Below are 21,606 nucleotides of genomic sequence, written 5' to 3' on the forward strand. Positions count from 1 at the left end.
GCGCGCGCCGCGGGGCGCAGACGAGGGCGAAGTCATGGATCTGGAACGCTAATTGACGCGCGCCGCGATCGCGTTTCGCTTCGCGTAGTCTTTCCGCTTGTATGTTTTGGCGCCGCAATGATAATCGGCGCCGCCGAAGGCGCGGCGCGCTCGCCACGTCGCGAATTCGAAAGGGTGACGCTTGTTCCAAGCCGCCAGCAAGAGCTATCTCAGCCGCAAATCCGTCCATAAGATCATCGACGATCACGCCGCCGGAGGAGACGGCCTCAAGCGCGCGATGGGCTGGGCGTCGCTGATGTCGCTTGGCGTCGGCGGAATCATCGGCGCCGGCATTTTCGTGCTGACCGGCACGGCGGCGGCGAATTACGCCGGGCCGGGCGTCATGATCTCCTTCGTGCTGTCGGGGCTCGCCTGCGCCTTTGTCGCGCTCTGCTATGCGGAGCTTGCGTCGCTCATTCCCGTCTCCGGGAGCACCTATACTTATACGTATGTGACGCTCGGCGAGATTTTTGCCTGGATCATCGGCTGGAATCTGGTGCTCGAATATGCCGCCGGCGCGGCGACGGTCGCCGTCGGCTGGGGCGGCTATTTCAATCGCGTCATGCAAGGGTTCGGCATACATGTGCCGCCGGAACTGACGACCGCCTTTTTTGCCGATCCGACGGCACACGGGGCGCCGCCCGGCGCCGTGCATGGATTGTTCAACGTTCCCGCCGCCGGGATCGTCCTGCTGCTCACCGCATTGCTCGTGCGCGGCACCTCCGAGTCGACGCTGTTCAATAACGTCATCGTTGCCATCAAGGTCACTGTCGTGCTGATGGTGATTGTGTTTGGCGCTGCGCATATTGATCACGCCAACTGGTCGCCGCTCATTCCCGAAAACACGGGCGAGTTCGGCGCTTACGGCTGGAGCGGCGTCGTGCGCGGCGCTTCGGTGGTGTTCTTCGCCTATATCGGATTCGACTCCGTCTCGACTGCGGCGCAGGAGGCGCATAACCCACAGCGGGACGTGCCGATCGGCATCATCGGCTCGCTCATCATTTGCACGATACTCTATGTGGCCGTGGCGGCGGTGGCGACCGGCGTCGTCAACTACAAGGAGCTGGGCGTTCCGGACCCGATGGCGCTCGTCATGGATCGCACCGGCGTCTCGTGGCTCGCCTGGGCGGTGAAGCTCGGCGCACTGGCGGGACTGACGACGGCGATTCTGGTGCTGCTCTATGGGCAGACGCGGATCTTTTTCGCCATGGCGCATGACGGTCTGCTGCCCCCGATCTTCGCGAAGCTTCACCCGGCATGGCGCACGCCCGCCGTAAGCCAGATTCTGGTCGGCGTGGTCGTGGCGCTCGCGGCGGGTCTGTTGCCGCTCGATATTCTCGGCGAAATGGTGAGCATCGGGACGCTGGCGGCTTTCGCGCTCGTCTGCTTGTCGTTGCTGCGCCTGCGTCGAATGCACCCGGAACTCCGCCGCCCGTTCCGCGCGCCCGGGACCCCCTGGCTGCCTATCGCAGGCATTTTGTCCTGTTTCGCCTTGATGGTCGCGCTTCCGCTCGATACGTGGCTGCGGCTGCTGATCTGGACCGTCATCGGCGTCGCCATCTACCTCTTCTATGGCATCAAGCACGCCAAACGCCTCCATTAGGCGGCTGGCGCGACGAGATTGAGGGACTGAAAGCGCGGACGGGGGAACCCTTGGCGGCCGGCGAGGTTACGACTTAGTCCCGATCATTCGTCGCAGCGGAATGATCGGGTCGTGACCTTTCGGGATGTCAAACGGAGTTCTCGCGATATGAATGCGCCGGCGATCGTCTGGTTTCGCAATGACTTGCGTATCTCTGACAATCCGGCGCTTCTGGCGGCTGCACGATCGGGAGCGCCGCTCGTCGCCCTTTACATCCTGGACGATGAAAGTCCCGGAGAATGGCGCACCGGCGCCGCTGCGCGTTGGTGGCTGCACCATTCTCTCAGAGCGCTGTCCGAGAGCCTCGCCGGCAGGGGCCTGACGCTGACCCTGCGCCGCGGGCGCGCTCCCTATGTCTTCGAGCAGATCATCGCCGAAACCGGCGCCGGCGCCGTCTTCTGGAACAAGCTCTACGAGCCTTGGGCGATCCGGCGAGACGCCGAACTCGAGGCGCAGCTGGCCGACGATGCAGTAGAAGCCCGTTGTTTCCATGAGTCGCTGCTCTTTGAGCCGGAGACGCTTCGCACCAAACAGGGCGAGAGCTTCCGCATGTTCACCCCTTTTTGGCGGGCCTGCCTCGCCGCGCCGATGCCGGAACGGCCGCTTGCGGCGCCCGAGGTTTTGCACGCCGCGCCGCTTCCGCCCGACAGCGACGATCTCGACGCGTGGCGGCTGCTGCCCCAGAACCCCGATTGGGCGATCGGCATGCGCAAGGTCTGGCTCGTCGGCGAGACGGCCGCGCGCGCCGAACTTGCAGACTTCGCGCGCCACCACGTGGTCGACTACAAGGTTGAACGCGACTTCATGGGCAGAGTCGGCGTCTCCAGGCTTTCCCCGCATCTGCACTTTGGCGAATTGTCGCCGCGCGAAGTCTGGCACGCGATCAGCGACCCCGGGAGCATCGGCGGCGAAGCCTATCTGAGGGAGCTTGGCTGGCGGGAGTTCTGCCATCACTTGCTGATCTCCCACTGGGACCTGCCTGACCGCCCTTTGGACAGGAGTTTCGAGCGCTTTCCCTATCGCGACGACGAGACGTCGCTCGACGCCTGGCGGAACGGTCAGACCGGCTATCCGCTCGTCGACGCGGCGATGCGCGAATTGTGGGTCACGGGCTGGATGCACAATCGCGCGCGTCTGGTTTCGGCGAGCTTCCTGATCAAGCACCTGCTCATTGACTGGCGGAAGGGGGAGCGCTGGTTCTGGGACACGCTGGTCGACGCCGATCTCGCCAACAACAGCGCCAATTGGCAATGGGTGGCGGGCTGCGGCGCCGACGCCGCGCCTTACTTCCGCATCTTCAATCCCGCGCTTCAGGGTGAAAAATTCGATCCGGACGGCGCTTATGTGCGCCGTTACGTACCGGAGCTCGCGGGGCTCGACGTCCGCTACATCCATCGTCCGTGGGCGGCGCCAGACGACGTCTTGCGCGCGGCCGGCGTCGTGCTTGGCGTCACCTATCCCCATCCGATCGTCGACCATGCCCAGGCGCGGGAGCGCGCGCTCGCCTCTTTCGAGGCCGTGCGGGCCCAACCTTCGTTGCGGGAAGCGTAGCGGCGCTGCGAGGAGGCGGAGCGCTCGCCAATGTCGCCGCGACCCGGTAAAGCCGGCGGCATGTCTGACGCCATTCATCCCTTTGAAGAAATCCGCATCCTATTGGCGGCGCTGCCCGGCCCCGATCTACGAGCCGCGGAGGCGGTCCGCGCGCGGGACGGCCGGCTCACCAAGCCGCCCGGCGCGCTCGGTCGTCTGGAAGAGATCGTTGAATGGCTCGCAACCTGGCAGGGCAGGGCGGCGCCTGCGATCGAGCGCCCGCTCGTCGCGGTTTTCGCCGCCAATCACGGCGTCGTGGCGCAGGGCGTTTCGGCTTTCCCGGCGAGCGTCACGCAACAGATGGTGGCGAATTTTCTCACTGGCGGCGCGGCGATCAATCAGATCTGCAAGTCCTATGGCGTCGGCCTGAAGGTCTATGAGCTGGCGCTGGAACGGCCGACCGCCGACTTTACTGAATCTCCCGCCATGGACGAGCGCGAAGCGGCGGCGACCTTCGCCTATGGGATGGAGGCGATCCAGGGCGATATCGATCTCCTCGCCCCGGGCGAGATGGGCATTGGCAATACGACGAGCGCGGCGGCGATCTATGCCGCGCTTTACGGCGGGCCGGCCTCGCGCTGGACAGGACGCGGCACGGGCGTCGACGACGCCGGGCTTTCGCGCAAGAACGCCGCAATCGACGCCGCGCTGGCGTTGCATGCGCGGGATCTCGCCGATCCTTTGGAAATCCTGCGCCGGCTCGGCGGGCGGGAGATCGCGGCGATGATGGGCGCCATCGCCGCCGCCCGTCTCAACCGCATTCCCGTGGTGCTTGACGGCTATGTCGCCTGCGCCGCCGCAGCGCTGCTCCATGCGATCGCGCCCGAGTCGATCGCCCATTGCCTAGCGGGACATGTCTCGGCGGAGGGGGCGCATCGCGACGTTCTGACGCGGCTTGGCAAACGCCCGCTGCTCGATCTCGACATGCGGCTTGGCGAAGGCTCAGGCGCGGCGCTCGCGATCGGTCTGATCAAAGCGGCGCTTGCATGTCACAGCGACATGGCCACGTTCGATAGCGCGGGCGTATCGGAAAAATCGGAATGATTCACGGAGGGCGGCTTCCACTCAAGAAACTGTCACATCCGCAGCGCATTGAAGTCAAAACCGACCCCTGAGGAGCGCGGTTACATGAACTCCAATATTTCATCCGCCTACGTGGCGGTGGTCTTGATGGCGGCGCTTGCGGCGGCGATGCCCTTTCATCTCAGTCGAATCCTGGGTCCGCAGCGGATGCTTCACGCGGCCTATGCCGCCGCCGCACTGGGGCTGTTTTATCTATTGGGCGCGACCGCCTTCGGCTGGACGTTCGAGAGACAAGGCGTCCTGCTTTGGGTCTACCTCGTTTTTTTCCTTCTCGCCGCGGGCATTGCGGCGCGTCGGCGCATGATGCTCGGCGCGATTGGGCTGCCCTGGCTTTCGGCGCTGATCCAGCTCGGCGTCGTCGCTTACATGTTTGCGCCGGACTCATTCCGAAAGCCGCCGGTGACCGCGGCGCTGTTCCTGTATTTCATATTCGAGGCGCTCGTCTGGCTGCGCGGCCGCGAGGCGCAGGAGCCCGCGCCGTCTGCTGGGGCCAACGATCGCGAGCGGCCGCCGCTCTTCATGCCAAAACGCCGTCGCGGTCTCGCCGAAGCTTCGCTGGCGGCCGCGGCGATCGCGATCGCCTTTCTGCTCGTCGCTGGACCGCAAGCGGCGCATATCGGGCCGGAGGCGGATCCGGCGCAGCAGGAGGCGCGGACCGAAGAGACCGCCCCGAGCGTCGAGACCGCGACCAGCGAGGAGCCCGCCGCGGAAGCCAATAGGTCCGCGACCAACGAAGAGCCGAAGACAGAGAGCCGAGAAAGCGCGTCGGCGGACGCCCCGCAAGCCGTCGGCCAGGCGACTGTCGAACCCTCGGCCACCGCGGCGAAGGACCCTGGAGTTTATACGGCGCGCGCGGGGGACACGTTTAAATCGATCGCCAGGCGGCTCTACGGCGAAACCAGCAAATGGCGCGCGATCGCCGAGCGCAATCCCGATCTAAAGTCGAAAAAGCTGCGCGCCGGTCAGCTCGTCAACCTGCCGTCGGCGCCGACGCGATGAGGTGAGGGAGTATATGGCGCGAATTCTCGGCGGCTCTTGTCGAACCGCCGAGACGCCTGTGAACGAGTCCGCGCCCAATCAGCACATGCAGAGCGCTTCGGAAGCCTGATCGTTCCAACGGTCGCCCACGTAACGGTAGCTTCTGTTCGAACGAAATCTCGAGCCGCCCTGATTGACGTGCTGCCATAATGTGAGCGTGCAGCCGTCCTTCACGCGGAACGACGAAACATGATCGTTCCACGACGGATTGTAGATCGTGCTTTCACACCCGCCGCCGTGGCCGTTCGTCGTGCATCCGAGACTTTCGCCGCGCACCATCTTCATCCGCTCGAAATTGTGGAGCGTGTAGCCGGAGCCGCCATAGTCTCGATGCTGGAAAATCCGGCAGGTCGCCTGCGCGCTGGCCGGAAATAACAAGAGGGCCGCCGTGAGGGCGGCCGCTGTATAGCAAGCCTTCATCTCAAACTCTCCGAAAAAGAAATTTAAATAGTCCGCATCAGCACGTTAACGTGCTGCGTTCTAATTGGTTCCGCGTCCTAGATCACGCTGCATTTGGGCGCATCGCCCAAATGCAGATAATCGTGATCGACTCCCAAAGTGTAGAGCGCGCTCTACGCGAAAAACCGGTTCCCACTTTTTCGCAGCGCGCTCTAGGCGGAGGTTGCGAACCGCAGCGTCTCCTGCTCGGTCATGACGGCGTCGAGCCGCTGGTCGTGCGGTTCGATCGGCACATGGTCGGCTTCCTGGCAGGAATAGGCGACGCCGACGGCAACGACCGGCTTTTTGGCGCGAAGGGTCGAGAGCGTGGCGTCATAGATGCCGCCGCCATAGCCCAGCCGAAAACCGCGCCGATCGAAGGCGGCGAGCGGCGAAAATACAATATCGGGATCGTATGCAGGCTTGTCGTCGGAGGGTTCGGACAGGCCGAACGGCCCTTTGACGAGGTCGTCGCCCGGCGCGAAGACGCGAAAGACCAGTGGATGGCGGACCTTGTGCATGACCGGCAGCGTCACGCAAAAACCTGCGGCTGTGAGGGCATCGATGAGCGGTCGGGTGTTCAACTCGCTGCGGATCGGCCAATAGACGGAAACGACAGGCGGCGCGCTCAGTTTCGCATCGCGCGCAATGCCGGCGACGAGCGCGACGCCCTGGCGCGCGACGGAAGCGGCCGCCTCATGCGCTTCGTGCGGCGCGATGAGATCGCGGCGCGCCAGCGAACGGCGCCGCAGCTCGGCTTTCAAATCGCTCATGCGAGAGCAATAACAGGGAAGAAGAGTGCGGGCCACAAGAGCCGTGGGACATCGATCCCGGGAACCTACAACGTAGGTGGGCGCCATATGACCAAGCCCACGGGCGAGGCCAGGGACAGCTCCCATAAGGATCGATAAGGCCCCGGGGAATAATAGTCCTGCACGCACCCCGCAGCGCCGCCCAATGAATGTAGCGCTATGCGCGGCCGGGCGCCAGTGGCGTCTGCGAGTTTCGCCAGAGCAGGTTCCGATAAAGTCGACGGACTTTTTCGTTTAGAACCTGCTCCAAATTTCGATTTGAGCAGTTCCTTATCGATCACATGAGTCCGTGTGATCGGAAACGCTCTAGGCGAGCGCCAACTCCCTTGGCGCGGACCTTTCGCGTTCTTTTCTCTCCACTGGGAGACGCTCGATCCGCGTCAGCGTAAACAGACCGAAGGGCGCCAGCGGGCGGCGCTCGACGAGCCTCATCTGCGGGTTCCGATCGATCCAGTCGCCGATGATCGACCAGGGAAATTGCGGGCGCCAGCCGAGTTTCGGCGCCATATGGCGGTCGAGCCACGCCTCGAGCAGCGCGATGGCGTCGTCCTTGCCGCTCACATGATTGACGAGCACGATCTCGCCGCCCGGACGCAGCACGCGCGCGAGTTCGTCGAGCATGGCCTGCGGCTCTGGCACGACCGTGAGGACGTAGGGCGCCACGACGCAGCCGAAACTCGCGTCGGCGAACGCCATGCGCGTCGCATCCATTTTCACGAGGCCGGCGACATGGCCGAGACGCTCGCGGCGCACGCGCTGCGCGGCGCGGCGCAGCATCGGCTCCGACAGATCGACGCCGACGACCTGCGTATTGGCCGCAAACATCGGCAGTTCAAGTCCCGTGCCGACGCCGACGTCGAGGATCGGTCCGTGCGTGTTGGACGCAGCCGCGGCGGCGGCGCGACGGCCTGGCTTCAACAAAATGTCGAACGTCAGGTCGTAGATCGGCGCCCAGCGCGCATAGGCGGCCTCGACATTGCCGTTGTCGAGCGTTTCGACTTCCCGTAAAAAATTCCTTGCTTCGCTCATCGAGGCGCCCTTCGCACTTCTGCGGCGCGCAGCGGCGGCGCCTTTGATGCCATCATCATTGCTGCAGGCTCGATCCCGGCGATAAATCCGCCGCCGAGCACGCGCGCTTCATTTTCGTCTGCGTCGTAGAAGACGCACGCCTGCCCAGGCGAGACGCCGAATTCGCTTGCCGCGAAGACGACCAGCGCGCCGCCTTCCCCGCCCGGGATCAATCGCGCGGGGACTGGCGGCCGCGTCGAGCGCACGCGCGCCATGATGTCGAGGCCCTCAGGCGGCAGGGAAGAGAGCGCGCCGTCGCCAATCCAGTTCACGTCGCGGAGCTGCACCGCGCGCGTGTCCAGCGCCTCGCGCGGGCCGACCACGACCTGAGCCTTCGCGGCGTCAAGGCGCAAGACGTAAAGCGGCTCCGCGTCGCGGCCGGCGACTTTTGCGCCCAGTCCTAGGCCACGGCGCTGCCCGATGGTGTAGTGGATGACGCCGGCGTGGCGTCCCAGCACACGGCCGTCGAGGTGCACGATCTCGCCGGGCACCACCGAAGCTGGCGCAAGCTTCTCGACGACGTCTGTATAGCGCCCCGTCGGCACGAAGCAGATGTCTTGGCTGTCTGGCTTATCGGCGACCTCGAGTCCGAAGCGACGGGCCATGTCGCGAACTTCGGCCTTGGTATAGTCGCCGAGCGGAAAGCGCAGCATCCGCAGCTGCTCGCGGGTCGTCGCGAACAGGAAATAGCTCTGGTCGCGCGCCGCATCCTTGGCGCGGTAGAGCGCACGGCCGCCGCGTCCGTCGTCGCGAGCGGAAATGTAATGGCCGGTCGCGAGCGCGTGCGCGCCGAGGTCCTTCGCCGTCTCCATGAGATCGGCGAATTTGATGAACTGGTTGCAGGCGACGCAGGGCACGGGAGTCTCGCCGCTGGCGTAGCTCGCGGCGAATTCGTCGATCACCTTCTCGCGAAACTTGCTCTCGTAATCGAGAACGAAGTGCGGAATGCCCAGTCGCGCCGCAACATTTCGCGCATCGTGGATGTCGCGCCCCGCGCAACAGGCGCCCTTGCGGTGGGTGGCTTCGCCGTGATCATAAAGCTGCATCGTGACGCCCACGACGTCGTAGCCCTGCTCCTGCAGCAGAGCGGCGACGACGCTGGAGTCGACGCCGCCCGACATGGCGACGACGACGCGCGTCTCGCGCGGCGAGGAAGGCTGCGGCGCATGATCCGATACGCTATTCGTCATTTTCGGAAGCGACGCCTGTTTTTATACGGAAAGTGGGGCGAGATGGGTGAAGGGCGCAAAAGCCCCGGCCCGCCGCGCATCGGTGAGGCCGCTGTCACCATTTAGAGCATTACCCGTCCAAGAGGCAATCCTGTCGAAGTTTTTCGCAGATCCGACATTCCTGCGTCATATTGTTCGCAGCCGCCATCGCTGCTATGACGCCGCGGCGTTTAAGGCGCGGGGATGGATTTAAATGGCGGCGATGAAACTCCTGGCGGGCAACTCCAACAGGCCGCTGGCGGAGGCGATCGCCGCCCACCTGGGCGTTCAGCTCTGTCGGGCCCAGGTTCGCCGCTTCGCCGACCAGGAAATCTGGGTCGAAATCCTGGAGAATGTGCGGGGGCAGGACACGTTCGTGATCCAGTCCACATCCGCGCCGGCCAACGACCACCTGATGGAGCTCCTGATTATGATCGACGCGCTGCGCCGCGCCTCGGCGCGTCGCATCACGGCGGTCATTCCCTATTTCGGCTACGCCCGCCAGGACCGCAAACAGGGGCCGCGCACGCCGATCTCGGCCAAGCTTGTCAGCAATCTGATCACGCGGGCGGGCGCGGACCGCGTTCTGACCGTGGACCTACACGCCGGCCAGGTTCAGGGATTCTTTGACATTCCAACGGACAATCTCTTCGCCGCGCCAGTCATTGTGGCGGACATCAAGTCCCACCTTGAGCTCAAGAATGTCATGGTCGTGTCGCCGGACGTCGGCGGCGTGGTGCGCGCGCGGGCGCTGGCGAAGCGCATCGACGCGCCGCTCGCCATCGTCGACAAGCGCCGAGAGCGCGCCGGCGACTCCGAGGTCATGAACATCATCGGCGACGTGAGCGGCCACAACTGCATCCTCATCGACGATATCGTCGATTCGGGCGGAACGCTGTGCAACGCCGCCGAAGCTCTGCTCGCGGCGGGAGCAGGCTCCGTCTACGCCTTCATCACCCATGGCGTGCTGTCGGGCGCGGCGGCGGAGCGCATCGCCAACTCGAAGCTCAAGCAGCTTGTCGTCACCGACACGATCCGCGCGACGGCCGCGGTCGAATCCGCCCCGAACATCCGCGTCATTCCGATCGGCCATCTGATCGGCGAGGCGATCGCCCGAACCGCCAGGGAAGAGAGCGTCTCCAGCCTGTTCGATTAGACATTCCGCCGAGCTGCGTCAGTCAGACATCGAGTCGCGAGGGTTTCGGACGGAAGCGGAGGACGGTGACGCAAGCGCCGGCGAAGCCGAGCGTCGTCGTCACGATGCTCGCCTTGAGATAGACGCCGAATAGAGCCGGGCCCCATCCTTCAGCGGGCGCGCCGTCGAGGATTGGAAACGCCGCCTGCAAGACGAACAGGCTCGAATTGGTGAAAGCGCCGATCACCATCGCCCAGCGCACGGGCCAGACCAACGGGATGCGCGTTCCATAGAAGCCGAGCAGGAGCGCGCTCATCAGCAGAAAATCGATATGCGCCTGCAAGACCCGTGAAAATTTCCCCGGGAAAATCGCCAGCATGAGCGGCGCTTCCATTTTGAGCGACACCAGACACCACGCCAGAACGAGCGCGACGAGAATCCACAGGGCGGCGCCCCTCAATAGGATAATATTTGTGGTCTCGGCCGATTGCGCGTTGTCCGTCATCACGACATCCTCGGTTCTTCTCTGGCGATCGCCGGAAGCTCGATACATGCCGCGTTCAGCACGAAAGCGCTTGACCGGGACGGCTGATAAACTTGTCTGAAACGGCCGTCCGCTGCCTTTCTAGGGGGATTATCGATGACGAAGGCGCAGATCCTTTCGACCGAGCACGCTCCGCCGAATCGGCGACGCGAGTGGCTATGCGAGGTGATCGGACGCGAATACGCGCGCGTCGACGTGCGTCCTCTTCCGGCGCAACGCCTGTTCAACGAAATGACGATATATGCGGGGAAGGATGTTCGTCTTTCTTCGATCCGCTCAAACGCCATTTTAATCGAAAAGCCCAACCGGCCGTCGCTACCCGACAGCCACGATGTTTATCTCGCCGCCGTACTGCTTTCGGGCGAATATTTTCTGGAGCAGGACGGACGCCAAGTCTCGTTGAAGCCCGGCGATATGACAATTTACGACGCAACGCGGGCGCATAAGATTCACTGCCCGGGAAAATTCTCCAAGCTGATTGTCTCGCTGCCGCGAGCGACGACGCGTGCGTTCTCGCCCGAAGTCGACCGCTGCGCGGCGTTGCGAGTCTCAGGCACCGCGGGAGTCGGCGCGATGGCTGTGTCTTACATCCGGTCCTTCGCGGCCAATGCGGGCGAGCTGACCGGGGAATCCTTCGATGCGATGGCCAGTCACTGCGCCGATCTGATCGCCTTGTCGCTCTTAGAACCCAGCGAACATCACCGGATAGACCGAGGGCGCGAGGCCACGCTGCGCCGGGTGAAGCGGTTCATTGAGAGCCGCCTCGGCGATCCGCGGCTCGATCCAACGATGGCCGCGCAGACGCTGGGTCTCTCGTCGCGCTATCTCAATTCGCTTTTCGAAGCCGAGGGCCTCTCGCTGATGCGCTATGTATGGGCGAGGCGTCTCGAGAATTGTCGCCGCGACCTCTGCGCCGACGTTTGCGCGCCGATCGGCGAACTCGCCTACCGCTGGGGGTTCAGCGATCTCTCGCATTTCAGCCGCGCCTTCCGTCGGCGGTTTGGACAATCCGCGCGTGAGATGCGCGCAGGTAGCAACTAGTCCCGACTTGCCGTGGCGTCGGCGCGCATTTTCATATTTCGCGCGCCATGTCGACGAGTTTTGCGATCGTGCGCATATTGCGCGCCGTGCCATGCATGGCAGCGGGAATTTCGAGTTTCGAGCGCCCCATCCCTGCGCCATAGTGAACGTAAATCTCGCGTGATCCCAAACGCATTTCCTCGTCCGCTTTGCCTTTGGCGCGATCTAATGCATCGGGCGGCGGTGGACCATCGAGAAAAATGGCCACGGTGAAATTGGCCGGTTTTTCGGGGAAGGGATTTCGATTGAGAACTGCCTGCATTTCATCGGCGGTGCGCACAAAAACAGCGACGGGCTTTCCCGCATAGGCGAGCAGCCTCGCCTCCAGCTCCGACTTTACCCTTCTCGAAGAGGCTTTGCTTTCAAAGACGACGTTTCCGCTCGCAATATAAGTTTGGACATGATCGAAACCAGCGTCGACGCACATCGCCTTGAGTTCGGTCATGGCGAGTTTGCCGGTTCCTCCGACATTTACGGCGCGCAACAGCGCGATATAGCGGGTCATGTCAAAGCCGTGCATATCGACTTGGCGCTCGTCAATCTCAAATCGATACGATGTGGCTGCGACCAAATTCCGTGGCCATTTGCTTCGACATTTGTCAAATGGCGGCGCGCTCTTGCCCAAGCTGGCGCCGAATGCCAGAAGGCCGTGTGACTGCGAAGATTTCTCTCATGCACGACCCCGTCCCGCCGCGTTTCAATCTCGCGCGCTATTGCCTCGCCGAAAATGCGCGGCTGCGGCCCGACACGACGGCGCTCTCCGTCGTCGGCGACGCCAGCGCGCAGCGCTGGACCCACGCTGAGCTCGATTTGAAGGTGCGGCGTCTGGCCGCCGGTTTGCGGTCGCTCGGCCTTCCGGCGGGCGCGCGTGTCATGATCCGGATGGGCAATGAGGCCAACGCCGCGCTCGCCTATTTCGCGGCGATCGCCGCCGGCTATGTGGCGCTGCTCGCGTCCTCTCAGCTCACCTTCGAGGAAGCCGAGTTCATGGCGCGCGATTGCGGCGCGTCCGTGCTCGCATTGGGCGCATCCTTGGAGAACGAGCCGCATAGCGGAGACTTTCACATCTTGCGCGGCGCCGATCTGGCGCGGCTCGCCGAGAGCGCGCCCATCCCGGACTATGTGGACACCGGCGCCGACGATCCCGCTTATCTCGTTTACACCTCAGGCACGACGAGCCGGCCGAAAGGTGTGTTGCATGCGCATCGCGCCGCTTGGGGCCGACGGCCGATGCGGGAGCATTGGACGGGGCTTGGCCCCGGCGACGTGATGTTGCACGCCGGCGCCATCAATTGGACCTATACGCTTGGCGTTGGCGTCGTCGATCCGCTGTCGGCCGGGGCCAGCGCGGTGCTTTACAACGGGCATCCAGATCCTGCGGTATGGCCGCGTCTCATCGAAACCTATCGCGCGACGATCTTTGCCGCTGTGCCGGGCGTCTTTCGGCAGATCCTCAAATATGGCGCGCCGGAGAGCGCCAATCTATCGAGCCTGCGCCATGCGCTCTCGGCAGGCGCGGCGCTGCCGTCGAGCCTGCTCGCCGATTGGCGCGCCCGCACGAGCAAAGAGATTTTCGAAGCCTTCGGCATGAGCGAGATTTCGACCTTCATCTCCAGCGGGCCGACGGCGCCGGTGCGTCCGGACTCGCCCGGCAGGCCGCAGCCGGGGAGGGCGGTGGCTGCGCTGCCGCAAGAGGGCGGCGAGACTCCGCTTCCGCCAGGCGAAACAGGCCTCCTCGCCGTGCGCCGGGACGATCCGGGCATGATGCTCGGCTATTGGAACCGTGAAGACGAGGAGCGCGAGGCGTTTCGCGGCGAGTGGTTCGTCTCCGGCGATCTCGTCGAATTCGACGCCGACGGCTACATGTGGCGCCACGGCCGCGTCGATGAAGTCATGAACGCGGGCGGCTACCGGGTCTCGCCGGCGGAAGTCGAGAAAAGGCTGCTCGAGATCAACGGCGTCGTCGAAGCGGCGGCGGCGGAACGGCCCGGGCGCGACGCAACCGCGACGATCATCAAGGCCTATGTCGTGACGCGCGACGGCGTGGCGCGGGACGAGACCGCCATCCTCGAATATTGCCGCGCGCATCTCGCCGCCTACAAATGTCCGCGCGCGGTGATGTTCCTCGACGCGCTGCCACGCAACGCCAATGGCAAGCTCAATCGCGCGGCCTTGCCGTAAATAGAGAGGGCCCGAAGGTTCGCCGGGGCGTGCGGCGAACGATCGGGCCCAAGGTCCGCTCACAGGGAGGAGCGCGGACTACCGGAAGTTCATGGGGCGAAGATTCTCACCACTTCGGCCCCGTTCTGCTGCCGCGCGACGCGGCCACGGGCCCGCTTCTTGACCTTCGTCACAGGAATCTCGCCGTTGATGGTCGCCTTCATGTTGGGCGACGCCTTGAACGTGATGACTCGCCGCGCTTCGATCGGCACCGGCGCGCCGGTGCGCGGATTGCGGCCCGCGCGCTCGCGTTTCGTGCGCACGATGAATGAGCCGAAGTCGTGCAGCTTGAGCGACTCGCCGGACGCGAGAGTCGCCGCCATTTCCTCGATCACCAGATCGGTCAGGCGCTTGGCTTCGCGGCGCGACATGCCTTCGAGCCGGCGATGGATCGCCAGCGCAATGTCCTCGCGCGTGAGCGTGCCGCGCGCGCCGTCTTCATGCGACGCCATTTCATGTTCGACGTCTTCGCCATTGGCGCGCGCGACGAAGGGCTTCAGCATCTCTTTTGGATTCGCGATCGACATCAGCGCTCTAATCCCCAGTTTTGGGCCTGAAGCGGGGTTGCCTGTCCGCTTGGCCGAGGTATTGCGCAACTTGCGTCGGAAACTGATTGCTCAGCAGTGCGGCGGGTCACATTGCCGAATGGCTGTCTTTCAATGCGCATCTCAGGCATCGACAAGTAGCCGCCGCACGTTCCAATTTGACGCAACTTGGCGCAATATCTCGTTAATCTGCAGATTGCGTGCTAACGCGCGGCGCTTGAGCCGTTCCGTCGCTGGTCGCTGGATGCACAGCGATTTCATGGATAACTGGATGTGGGCGTCGCGGATGAGACGCCAAAAACTGTACCTTTTTGAAACGGCGCAGTCGCGAAAATGATCAGCCTGGACGAAAATGATACGCTTTGCGGCTTCGCGCCACAGACGCAGAAGCCCCACCGCAAACTGACTGCCGGATGAACGGCGCGGCCATGTCCGGTTCAGCTTACGTGCGTCAGAGTGAGCGTATCGGCAGGCGACTTACGAACTTCTCCCCGCGCCTGTTCTCCCTAGTGACCGGAGCCGAGCATGTCGCGCCAGCCTTTCATCCTCGCTGTCATACTGGCGCTCGCAGCCACCCCGGTTGTCGCACAGGATCTGGACGACGATTCCTCCGAACGCCATGCTCCCTACCAAAGCGAGAGCTTTGGTCATGGCCGCCACCAAAGCGAGAGCTTTGGTCATGGCTACGATCCCTATGATGACGGACGGGAAGCCTGGTTCGCGCCGGAGCCCTATCGTGGCTCGTGGGCGGACCACGCCGATGCTTATTACGGATACGGAGAGTGTCATTTTCTCCGAAAGCCGATTCATGGTCCGTGGGGCGAGATCGTCGACTATCGCCGGGTACGAGTTTGCGATTAGCCGGCGGCCGCGCCACACGATCCGTCGCCGGCACCCCGCCCCTCTCGCGCGGCGACGGTGGAGAGCCTCCCGGAGAAATCCGGGAGGCTTCTTTTTCGGAAGTGTTCGGCGGATGAAGACCTAAGGCTTGCTAGAGGGGGCGAAGGCCGAGCGCCTTGCCTTCCTTGGCGTCGCGGCGCCACACGCCGTCGGCGCCCTTCTCAAAATGCGCCTTGTGCCCCTTGCGGGCGGTGAGCACGAGCCGACCCCTGTCGAGACCCCAGCCAATGGGATCAAAAATGACGACGCCATTGTCGCGGCAGGCCGGAGCAAGCTGCGCCTTCAAGCCGGCGCCGCCGCGCGTGCGTGCATCCAGCGTCAGCATGCAGCCCGTATCCTTGTCTCCCTCGCGGAGAATCGAGTAGCGGCCAGAGGCCTCCGTCGGTCCGGCGGCATGCGCGAGCGGCGCCGAGACGCTCGCGGCGGCGAAAAGGCAGAAGCCCAGCCATTGCTGTCGTCGCCCAGAAAATATCGCCATTTGCGCCATGCTCCCGCCCTCGTGAAATCGCCTCACTTTGCCTTTTTTCACGGCCTGCGTCCAAGCCGATTCACACCGCGCCCGCGTCAAAGTGCGGCAGGTCGTCGCTTTTGCGCGCCGGGCCAAGGCGCGCTATCAATTTAAGCGGCGCCGCGCGGCGGCGAGGGAGTCAGTAGGATGGACCCAGCGTCCCTGGCCTTGGCCGAAAAATCCGCGCCGCGCTACACGAGCTATCCCACGGCGCCTCATTTCTCCAAGTCGATCGGCGACGGCGACGCGCGCGCCTGGCTCGCGAACCTCGATCCTTCCGCGTCGCTCTCGCTCTATTTCCATGTTCCATTTTGCACAGCCATCTGCGCCTATTGCGGCTGTCACACGAAGGCGGTGCGCCAGGACGCGCCGCTCGAGTCTTATGCGCAGACGCTAAAGAACGAAATTTCCCTCACCTCAGAAGCGACGCGTGCACGGCGCGTCGCGAGCATCCATTGGGGCGGCGGCACCCCGGGCATTCTCGGCGCTTCGCGTTTCAGCGCCATCGTTGCAGTTCTGCGCGATCATTTCGATCTTTCCGCCGAAACTGAACACGCGATCGAACTCGATCCGCGCATTCTCGACGCCGATCTCGTCGAGGCGCTTGCCGCCGCCGGAGTTACGCGGGCGTCGCTCGGCGTGCAGGATCTGAACGCGCATGTGCAGGAGGCGTCCGGCCGCATCCAGCCCTATGAAACGGTGGCGCGCGCCGTGGAATTGCTGCGCGGCGCAGGCATTACCGCCATCAATCTCGATCTGATGTATGGGCTGCCGAAGCAGAGCGTCGAAGACGCCGCGCGCACCGCCTCACTCGCGGCGTCGCTTGCGCCGCAAAGGCTCGCGGTTTTCGGCTATGCGCATGTGCCCTGGTTCAAGTCGCACCAGAAGCTGATCGACGCCGCGGCGCTGCCGGGCGCCGGCGAGCGTCTCGCGCAGGCGGCGGCCGTGCGGGCGACCCTTGAAGGCGCGGGATTCGAGGCGATCGGACTCGATCATTTTGCGCGTCCCGAGGACCCGCTGGCGGTTGCCGCGCGCGAAAGGCGCATGCGCCGCAATTTCCAAGGGTACACGATTGACGCCGCCGACGCGCTGCTGCCGTTCGGCGTTTCGTCCATCGGGCGGCTTCCGGAGGGCTATGTCGGGAACGCCACCGATCTTGCGGGATGGCGACGCGCGATCGAGTCAGGACGTTTTGCAACCACGCGCGGCGTCGCGTTCACGCGCGAGGATATCGCCCGCGCGGATCTGATCGAACGCCTCATGTGCGATTTCGATGTTGACTACGGCGCGGTGGCCGCGCGTCACGGCTATGCGGAAGACGCCTTCGACGCTGCGCAGGCGTCGCTCGACGCTCTTGCGGACGACGGCGTCATCGACGTACAGGGCCGACGACTCGCCGTGACCGAACGTGGAAAGCCCTTCGTTCGCCTTGTCGCAGCCGCCTTTGACGCCTACCTGCAGTCAGCGCCAGCCCGCCATTCCTCGGCGGTGTGAAGGGCGATTTGGCAAGGAGGCGTTCATGACGCCGCTTACGCTTTTTCTCGCAAAGCTGATCGGCGCTTACGCTCTGATCATGTCCGCCTGGATGCTGGTGCGCAGGGACGTGGCGCTGCAGATGATCGAGAGCGTTTCGCGCGAGCCTGTCGCCATCGCCTTCGTCGGCATGATACGCCTCGTGATCGGTCTCGCCATTGTGATCGGCCACGACATTTGGAGCGACACGACCGCGGCGCTCGTCTCGCTTATCGGCTGGATCACGCTGATCAGCGGTTTCCTGACGCTCTTTTTGCCGCCGCAGACGGTGCGCGACATTTTCTCTCGAATGGCATATGAAACGCGCTATCCCGTGTTTGCGCTCATCTCCTTCGCGCTCGGCGGCGCGCTGCTGATTGCGGGCTTCAGCGCCTGACAAGAATGATAATGGCGCTTGTTCGCCGGCGTCGGCTCCGCCATCGTGACGCCTGGATTCGACACCGTAGCCATGCCCATCTGGACGCCCGAACAGGATCAAGCGCTGACCGCCGTCGCGCGCTGGCTTGAAACGCCCGGCGCGCGGCAGGTGTTTCGGCTGTTTGGATACGCCGGAACCGGCAAATCGACGCTCGCGCGGCATCTTGCCGAACATGTCGACGGTGATGTCGCCTTCGCAGCCTTCACCGGCAAGGCGGCGCTCGTCATGCGCTCCAAGGGCTGCAAGGACGCGCGCACGATTCACAGCCTCATCTATCGCGCGACCGACACGGAAACCGAAGAGCCGTCTTTCGTTCTCAACGACGACAGCGCCGCGGCGCGTGCGAAACTCATCGTTGTCGATGAATGCTCGATGGTCGACGAGGAACTCGGCCGCGATCTTCTGTCTTTCGGCAAGAAGGTGCTGGTGCTCGGCGATCCGGCGCAATTGCCGCCAGTGAAAGGCGGCGGCTTCTTCACCGACGCCGAGCCCGACGTCATGCTGAAAGAGGTGCATCGACAGGCGGCGGACAATCCGATCATCCGCCTGTCAATGGCGATCCGCGCAGGCGAGAGCGTTGAGCGCGGCGTTTTCGGCGATACGCGCGTCATCAGCCGCGACGCGCTCGATCCCGCGCTCGTGACCGGCGCCGATCAGGTGCTCGTCGGTCTGAACAAAACGCGCCGCGCCTATAACGGACGCCTGCGCCAGCTGCGTGGCTTTACGGGCGAACTGCCGCAGTCGGGCGAGAAGCTCGTCTGCTTGCGCAACAATCGCAAGAAGGGACTTTTGAACGGCGCGTTGTTTACGGTGAAGAGCGCTGGAGCCCTTCGCCGCGGGAAGGTGAGAATGCTGGTGACGCCGGAAGATGGCGAAGCCGCTAAATTTCAGCGTGTGGCCGTCGTTCCGCAGCTGTTCGGCGCTGAAACCGACATTCCTTATGCGCTTCGCAAGGACTCGGACGAGTTCGATTTCGGTTATGCGCTCACCGTCCACAAGGCTCAGGGTTCGCAATGGGACGACGTGACGCTATTCGATGAGTCCTTCGCCTTCCGCGAACATCGGGCGCGATGGCTCTACACGGGCGTGACGCGCGCGGCGAAGAGACTGACGCTCGTCATGTGACGTTTAGCATGGGCCCTGCTGACCTCGGCTGTTGCGCCGAACTTTGGGTTTATTTTCCCCAGGCGTCGATGGCGTCGGCGAAGACGCGCTCGCCAGACGGGCCTTTTTCCATATTGATCGTCGCCGCGCGGCCGTCGGCGAGCTGCATCGGCAAGTCCAACGCCGCGAGCGACCGCAACAGGAGAATATTGCGCGCCTCGTGGTCGCCGCGCATCAGGCCGATGAGGAAATTGTTGTCGGTGATGGGCACAGGAATGCCGGCGACTTTTTCTCCCGACTGCGCATCGGAGCGGCGCATCTGGATGGGGCCGATGGCCTTGACGCCGCCGATGGGACTGCCGGGCGCCACCGTGAACGACACGTTGATGGTGTGCGAGGCCGAAAGGGTGGCGTCGGTGTTCTTGCGAAACAGCAGAGTCATTTTCAGCTTCGCGTCGGGGACCTCGATGTCGCCGCGAATGGCCGATCCCACGGGTTCGCCAGGCCCGCCGACGTTCTCCAGGCGCCAGACGGCGGAGCCATTGTAGATTTTGTCGACCTTCGTGGGCTCGGCGAGCGAGCCCACCCACATCTCCGCCTTTTGCGCGACCGGCACGGCCGGGCTACGCGGCGTCGGGGCTTTGGCCGCTTGTCCGTCGCCCGCGACGCGATCGTTTATCTTGCCGCCTTCGGGCCCATTGGAGGCGGACTTCTCCGGTTTCAGTTTGGCCAGATCCTCAGGCTGCTCGCGAAGCTGCCAGGCAAGAGTTCCGACGACCGCCACGAGCGCTACGACAACGCCGGCGACGGACAGAATGAGACGCTTCGAGCGCTGCGGCCTCGGCGCTGGCGGCAGCGGCGCTGGCGGCCTCTGAGCTTCACGCAGTGGGGCATCGTCTTCGCCCGTGATGGATGAGTGAGGCGCCTCGCGCCAAGACGAATCCGCGTTATCGCTCGGCGCGGGCTCGACAGGTTTGTTCGGATGCGGACTGCGTGGCGGCGCAGACGTCCCATCGCGAGATGGTGTCGCTTGCGCCTCGTTTGCGGCGAGCTTCGCTTCGACTCGCTGGATCGCGTCTTCGAGCGCGCGGCCTTCGGCGGCAATATCGGCTTCCGCCACCGGCGGCTGGATGCCGCGCAACTGATTGAACAGCGCTTTGCGGGCGCGTTCATAGACCGCTTGGCGCGTGTCCGGCGTGGACTGCGGCAGAGCGGCGACCGCTCTCGCGATCAAAGAATGGTAGTCTGCCATGTTCGGTTAAGAGCACTTCCGGCTTTTGGCGTCAATCCTGACGCCGCCAGAGTCCAAGAAAACCCGGGGATTTCGCGACGTCGGCGCCTCATGATCTCATAGGCGCCTCAGTTCACTCGATGTGTCGCCAAAATGGAGATCAAGCATTCCTGGCGTCAATGATCGCTTCAGCGCGCATTCTGCTTCATTCGCGCGCCTGCGCACGTGTGAGTATCGATAAGACCTCGAGCCTGAAGCATTCTTGCGACTGGCGCTCGTTCAGATGGCCCGCGATTTGCCGGATGTCTCGCGCTAAAATACTGCGCCGCGCTCATCGTCTATCGGCGCCGCAGCCCCAGGAAGCCTGCGCGTTAAACTTCGCCAAGCGGCGGTTTGGGGCGCGCCATTTGACGCGCGGGCGGCGGCGCGGCGATCAACCAGTAAATCGCGCCCGCCACCGCGCCGGTCAGAAAAAACAGCAGGGCGATTCTTAATTCGAGCGGACTCGCTTCGTGGGCGCGATCAAGTCCCATCGCAGCGCGGGCGATCCACGGCGACGCGCCGGCGAGCGTCGCGCTCGCGCCCGCATACCAGAGGAGCGAACGTGCGCCGGCGATCTCGCCGATCAACGCCGCGACCGCGAGGGGCGCGACGCAGGTGGCGATGATCATCGACCAAAGGATGAATCCGAAAGTCGCCAGAGGTTCGCTCCATCCGCCGCCGCGCACATCTTCTTCGACGAAGGCGAACAGGCCGGACGTCGCGGCGGCGAATCCCGCCTCCCGCGTCGCCGGATCAAGGAGCGCCGAGACGATAAGAAAAATGGCGGCGACGCCCACAGCGAGGACGAAGCCGAAAGCCATGACCACAATTCGGCGCATCATTGGAGCCGTCTTTCCTGGCGCGCCAAGCTATGGTTCGAGCACCGAATCCCAATAGAGATAATCCATCCAGCTTTCGTGCAGGTAATTGGGCGGAAACAGCCGGCCGTTGCGATGCAGGTCGGCGACGCTCGGCTGAAAGGGCGCCTGCGCCGGCGACATATGCGCTTCCTTCGGCAGTCGGTCGCCCTTGCGCAGATTGCACGGCGAACATGCCGCGACAACATTTTCCCACGTCGTCGCGCCACCCTTCGATCGAGGAATGACGTGATCGAACGTCAATTCCTCATGCTCTCCGCAATATTGGCAGGTGAAGCGATCGCGCAGGAACACGTTAAACCGCGTGAACGCCGGGTGACGGGTCGGCCGCACATACTCCTTGAGCGACACGACCGAGGGCAGACGCATCTCGAAGCTCGGGCTTTTGACGGTCTTGTCGTATTCCGAAACGATGTTCACGCGGTCAAGAAACACCGCCTTGATTGCGTCCTGCCAGCCCCACAGCGAGAGCGGATAGTAGCTCAGCGGCCTGTAGTCGGCGTTGAGCACGAGCGCGGGACACGCCTGCGGCGAGACGGTCTGCTGACGA

Annotated in this window: 22 protein-coding genes and 1 other RNA gene; 11 read left to right on the forward strand and 12 right to left on the reverse strand. The window is 64.0% G+C overall.

The window, feature by feature from the left end:
- Positions 1-295 precede the first annotated feature (295 nt).
- The 4 genes from ACPS74_RS00205 to ACPS74_RS00220 all read left to right on the forward strand — a co-directional run bounded on the left by ACPS74_RS00205 (position 296) and on the right by ACPS74_RS00220 (position 5,353).
- On the forward strand, positions 296-1,642 hold the full coding sequence (locus ACPS74_RS00205; protein WP_425622403.1) for an amino acid permease: 1,347 nt from the start codon (positions 296-298) through the stop codon (positions 1,640-1,642).
- A 147-nt stretch (positions 1,643-1,789) separates the two neighbouring features.
- Positions 1,790-3,232 (forward strand): cryptochrome/photolyase family protein, encoded by a 1,443-nt coding sequence (locus tag ACPS74_RS00210; protein WP_029649755.1) that lies wholly within the window; start codon positions 1,790-1,792, stop codon positions 3,230-3,232.
- Between the two features lie 60 nt (positions 3,233-3,292).
- Complete coding sequence (gene cobT / locus ACPS74_RS00215; RefSeq protein ID WP_029649758.1) at positions 3,293-4,315, forward strand: nicotinate-nucleotide--dimethylbenzimidazole phosphoribosyltransferase; 1,023 nt, start codon at positions 3,293-3,295, stop codon at positions 4,313-4,315.
- Between the two features lie 84 nt (positions 4,316-4,399).
- Positions 4,400-5,353 (forward strand): LysM peptidoglycan-binding domain-containing protein, encoded by a 954-nt coding sequence (locus tag ACPS74_RS00220; protein ID WP_029649760.1) that lies wholly within the window; start codon positions 4,400-4,402, stop codon positions 5,351-5,353.
- A 78-nt stretch (positions 5,354-5,431) separates the two neighbouring features.
- On the opposite strand, the gene ACPS74_RS00225 is transcribed toward ACPS74_RS00220, so the two are convergent.
- The 5 genes from ACPS74_RS00225 to mnmA all read right to left on the reverse strand — a co-directional run bounded on the left by ACPS74_RS00225 (position 5,432) and on the right by mnmA (position 8,900).
- Positions 5,432-5,812 carry a hypothetical protein gene (locus ACPS74_RS00225; protein ID WP_029649763.1) on the reverse strand — a complete coding sequence of 127 codons (381 nt, stop codon included), beginning with the start codon at positions 5,810-5,812 and terminating at the stop codon, positions 5,432-5,434.
- A gap of 191 nt (positions 5,813-6,003) precedes the next feature.
- A complete protein-coding gene (locus tag ACPS74_RS00230) occupies positions 6,004-6,603 on the reverse strand; it encodes a 5-formyltetrahydrofolate cyclo-ligase (RefSeq protein ID WP_029648046.1) in 600 nt (199 codons plus the stop codon).
- A gap of 26 nt (positions 6,604-6,629) precedes the next feature.
- Positions 6,630-6,784, reverse strand: a non-coding RNA gene (gene ssrS / locus ACPS74_RS00235) — 6S RNA.
- A 164-nt stretch (positions 6,785-6,948) separates the two neighbouring features.
- Positions 6,949-7,671 (reverse strand): class I SAM-dependent methyltransferase, encoded by a 723-nt coding sequence (locus tag ACPS74_RS00240; protein ID WP_029648048.1) that lies wholly within the window; start codon positions 7,669-7,671, stop codon positions 6,949-6,951.
- A complete protein-coding gene (gene mnmA, locus ACPS74_RS00245) occupies positions 7,668-8,900 on the reverse strand; it encodes a tRNA 2-thiouridine(34) synthase MnmA (protein WP_029648049.1) in 1,233 nt (410 codons plus the stop codon). Before mnmA ends, ACPS74_RS00240 begins: the two co-directional genes overlap by 4 nt.
- A gap of 241 nt (positions 8,901-9,141) precedes the next feature.
- Here mnmA and ACPS74_RS00250 point away from each other — a divergent pair, with 241 nt between their 5' ends.
- Complete coding sequence (locus ACPS74_RS00250; RefSeq protein WP_026222902.1) at positions 9,142-10,074, forward strand: ribose-phosphate pyrophosphokinase; 933 nt, start codon at positions 9,142-9,144, stop codon at positions 10,072-10,074.
- A gap of 22 nt (positions 10,075-10,096) precedes the next feature.
- Here the strand turns inward: ACPS74_RS00250 and ACPS74_RS00255 are convergent, their stop codons facing one another.
- The gene (locus ACPS74_RS00255; RefSeq protein WP_029648051.1) at positions 10,097-10,558 is read right to left on the reverse strand and encodes a hypothetical protein; all 462 of its coding nucleotides are present in this window, start codon (positions 10,556-10,558) and stop codon (positions 10,097-10,099) included.
- 135 nt (positions 10,559-10,693) lie between these two features.
- Here ACPS74_RS00255 and ACPS74_RS00260 point away from each other — a divergent pair, with 135 nt between their 5' ends.
- Positions 10,694-11,638: a helix-turn-helix domain-containing protein gene (locus tag ACPS74_RS00260; RefSeq protein ID WP_029648052.1), complete on the forward strand. Its 945-nt coding sequence runs from the start codon at positions 10,694-10,696 to the stop codon at positions 11,636-11,638.
- A gap of 31 nt (positions 11,639-11,669) precedes the next feature.
- On the opposite strand, the gene ACPS74_RS00265 is transcribed toward ACPS74_RS00260, so the two are convergent.
- Entirely contained in the window at positions 11,670-12,182 is a 513-nt protein-coding gene (locus ACPS74_RS00265) for a DUF1697 domain-containing protein (RefSeq protein ID WP_029648053.1), read from the reverse strand.
- Positions 12,183-12,349: 167 nt separating this feature from the next.
- Between ACPS74_RS00265 and ACPS74_RS00270 the strand changes: the two genes are divergently transcribed.
- Positions 12,350-13,858 (forward strand): acyl-CoA synthetase, encoded by a 1,509-nt coding sequence (locus ACPS74_RS00270; protein ID WP_029648055.1) that lies wholly within the window; start codon positions 12,350-12,352, stop codon positions 13,856-13,858.
- 89 nt (positions 13,859-13,947) lie between these two features.
- Here the strand turns inward: ACPS74_RS00270 and ACPS74_RS00275 are convergent, their stop codons facing one another.
- The gene (locus ACPS74_RS00275) at positions 13,948-14,424 is read right to left on the reverse strand and encodes an integration host factor subunit alpha (RefSeq protein ID WP_029648056.1); all 477 of its coding nucleotides are present in this window, start codon (positions 14,422-14,424) and stop codon (positions 13,948-13,950) included.
- A 543-nt stretch (positions 14,425-14,967) separates the two neighbouring features.
- On the opposite strand from ACPS74_RS00275, the gene ACPS74_RS00280 reads away from it, so the two are divergent.
- The gene (locus ACPS74_RS00280; protein ID WP_029648059.1) at positions 14,968-15,303 is read left to right on the forward strand and encodes a hypothetical protein; all 336 of its coding nucleotides are present in this window, start codon (positions 14,968-14,970) and stop codon (positions 15,301-15,303) included.
- Between the two features lie 130 nt (positions 15,304-15,433).
- Here ACPS74_RS00280 and ACPS74_RS00285 read toward each other — a convergent pair whose 3' ends face one another.
- Complete coding sequence (locus ACPS74_RS00285; RefSeq protein WP_239754581.1) at positions 15,434-15,820, reverse strand: AprI/Inh family metalloprotease inhibitor; 387 nt, start codon at positions 15,818-15,820, stop codon at positions 15,434-15,436.
- Positions 15,821-15,997: 177 nt separating this feature from the next.
- Between ACPS74_RS00285 and hemN the strand changes: the two genes are divergently transcribed.
- From hemN to ACPS74_RS00300, 3 genes are all read left to right on the forward strand, one after another.
- Positions 15,998-17,344: an oxygen-independent coproporphyrinogen III oxidase gene (gene hemN, locus ACPS74_RS00290; RefSeq protein WP_029648062.1), complete on the forward strand. Its 1,347-nt coding sequence runs from the start codon at positions 15,998-16,000 to the stop codon at positions 17,342-17,344.
- Positions 17,345-17,369: 25 nt separating this feature from the next.
- Positions 17,370-17,759 (forward strand): hypothetical protein, encoded by a 390-nt coding sequence (locus tag ACPS74_RS00295; protein WP_029648064.1) that lies wholly within the window; start codon positions 17,370-17,372, stop codon positions 17,757-17,759.
- A 72-nt stretch (positions 17,760-17,831) separates the two neighbouring features.
- A complete protein-coding gene (locus ACPS74_RS00300; RefSeq protein ID WP_029648065.1) occupies positions 17,832-18,926 on the forward strand; it encodes an ATP-dependent DNA helicase in 1,095 nt (364 codons plus the stop codon).
- A gap of 49 nt (positions 18,927-18,975) precedes the next feature.
- Here the strand turns inward: ACPS74_RS00300 and ACPS74_RS00305 are convergent, their stop codons facing one another.
- The 3 genes from ACPS74_RS00305 to ACPS74_RS00315 form a co-directional block, all read right to left on the reverse strand.
- Positions 18,976-20,157: a hypothetical protein gene (locus tag ACPS74_RS00305; RefSeq protein WP_029648067.1), complete on the reverse strand. Its 1,182-nt coding sequence runs from the start codon at positions 20,155-20,157 to the stop codon at positions 18,976-18,978.
- Between the two features lie 350 nt (positions 20,158-20,507).
- The gene (locus ACPS74_RS00310; RefSeq protein ID WP_029648068.1) at positions 20,508-21,020 is read right to left on the reverse strand and encodes a hypothetical protein; all 513 of its coding nucleotides are present in this window, start codon (positions 21,018-21,020) and stop codon (positions 20,508-20,510) included.
- Between the two features lie 27 nt (positions 21,021-21,047).
- Positions 21,048-21,566 (reverse strand): HNH endonuclease, encoded by a 519-nt coding sequence (locus tag ACPS74_RS00315; protein WP_029648069.1) that lies wholly within the window; start codon positions 21,564-21,566, stop codon positions 21,048-21,050.
- Between the last annotated feature and the right edge of the window lie 40 nt (positions 21,567-21,606).

This window comes from Methylocystis sp. SB2 (assembly GCF_049817085.1).
Lineage (GTDB): Bacteria > Pseudomonadota > Alphaproteobacteria > Rhizobiales > Beijerinckiaceae > Methylocystis > Methylocystis rosea.

Excerpts from the sequence above, each read along its gene's own strand:
- ACPS74_RS00305 (WP_029648067.1), bottom strand. The coding sequence starts at position 20,157 with ATGGCAGACTACCATTCTTTGATCGCGAGAGCGGTCGCCGCTCTGCCG.
- ACPS74_RS00225 (WP_029649763.1), bottom strand. The coding sequence starts at position 5,812 with ATGAAGGCTTGCTATACAGCGGCCGCCCTCACGGCGGCCCTCTTGTTA.
- cobT (WP_029649758.1), top strand. The coding sequence starts at position 3,293 with ATGTCTGACGCCATTCATCCCTTTGAAGAAATCCGCATCCTATTGGCG.
- ACPS74_RS00250 (WP_026222902.1), top strand. The coding sequence starts at position 9,142 with ATGAAACTCCTGGCGGGCAACTCCAACAGGCCGCTGGCGGAGGCGATC.
- ACPS74_RS00270 (WP_029648055.1), top strand. The coding sequence starts at position 12,350 with ATGCACGACCCCGTCCCGCCGCGTTTCAATCTCGCGCGCTATTGCCTC.
- ACPS74_RS00255 (WP_029648051.1), bottom strand. The coding sequence starts at position 10,558 with ATGACGGACAACGCGCAATCGGCCGAGACCACAAATATTATCCTATTG.
- ACPS74_RS00220 (WP_029649760.1), top strand. The coding sequence starts at position 4,400 with ATGAACTCCAATATTTCATCCGCCTACGTGGCGGTGGTCTTGATGGCG.
- mnmA (WP_029648049.1), bottom strand. The coding sequence starts at position 8,900 with ATGACGAATAGCGTATCGGATCATGCGCCGCAGCCTTCCTCGCCGCGC.
- ACPS74_RS00260 (WP_029648052.1), top strand. The coding sequence starts at position 10,694 with ATGACGAAGGCGCAGATCCTTTCGACCGAGCACGCTCCGCCGAATCGG.
- ACPS74_RS00275 (WP_029648056.1), bottom strand. The coding sequence starts at position 14,424 with ATGTCGATCGCGAATCCAAAAGAGATGCTGAAGCCCTTCGTCGCGCGC.
- hemN (WP_029648062.1), top strand. The coding sequence starts at position 15,998 with ATGGACCCAGCGTCCCTGGCCTTGGCCGAAAAATCCGCGCCGCGCTAC.
- ACPS74_RS00285 (WP_239754581.1), bottom strand. The coding sequence starts at position 15,820 with ATGGCGATATTTTCTGGGCGACGACAGCAATGGCTGGGCTTCTGCCTT.
- ACPS74_RS00230 (WP_029648046.1), bottom strand. The coding sequence starts at position 6,603 with ATGAGCGATTTGAAAGCCGAGCTGCGGCGCCGTTCGCTGGCGCGCCGC.
- ACPS74_RS00310 (WP_029648068.1), bottom strand. The coding sequence starts at position 21,020 with ATGATGCGCCGAATTGTGGTCATGGCTTTCGGCTTCGTCCTCGCTGTG.
- ACPS74_RS00265 (WP_029648053.1), bottom strand. The coding sequence starts at position 12,182 with ATGACCCGCTATATCGCGCTGTTGCGCGCCGTAAATGTCGGAGGAACC.
- ACPS74_RS00210 (WP_029649755.1), top strand. The coding sequence starts at position 1,790 with ATGAATGCGCCGGCGATCGTCTGGTTTCGCAATGACTTGCGTATCTCT.
- ACPS74_RS00280 (WP_029648059.1), top strand. The coding sequence starts at position 14,968 with ATGTCGCGCCAGCCTTTCATCCTCGCTGTCATACTGGCGCTCGCAGCC.
- ACPS74_RS00300 (WP_029648065.1), top strand. The coding sequence starts at position 17,832 with ATGCCCATCTGGACGCCCGAACAGGATCAAGCGCTGACCGCCGTCGCG.
- ACPS74_RS00240 (WP_029648048.1), bottom strand. The coding sequence starts at position 7,671 with ATGAGCGAAGCAAGGAATTTTTTACGGGAAGTCGAAACGCTCGACAAC.
- ACPS74_RS00205 (WP_425622403.1), top strand. The coding sequence starts at position 296 with ATGTCGCTTGGCGTCGGCGGAATCATCGGCGCCGGCATTTTCGTGCTG.
- ACPS74_RS00295 (WP_029648064.1), top strand. The coding sequence starts at position 17,370 with ATGACGCCGCTTACGCTTTTTCTCGCAAAGCTGATCGGCGCTTACGCT.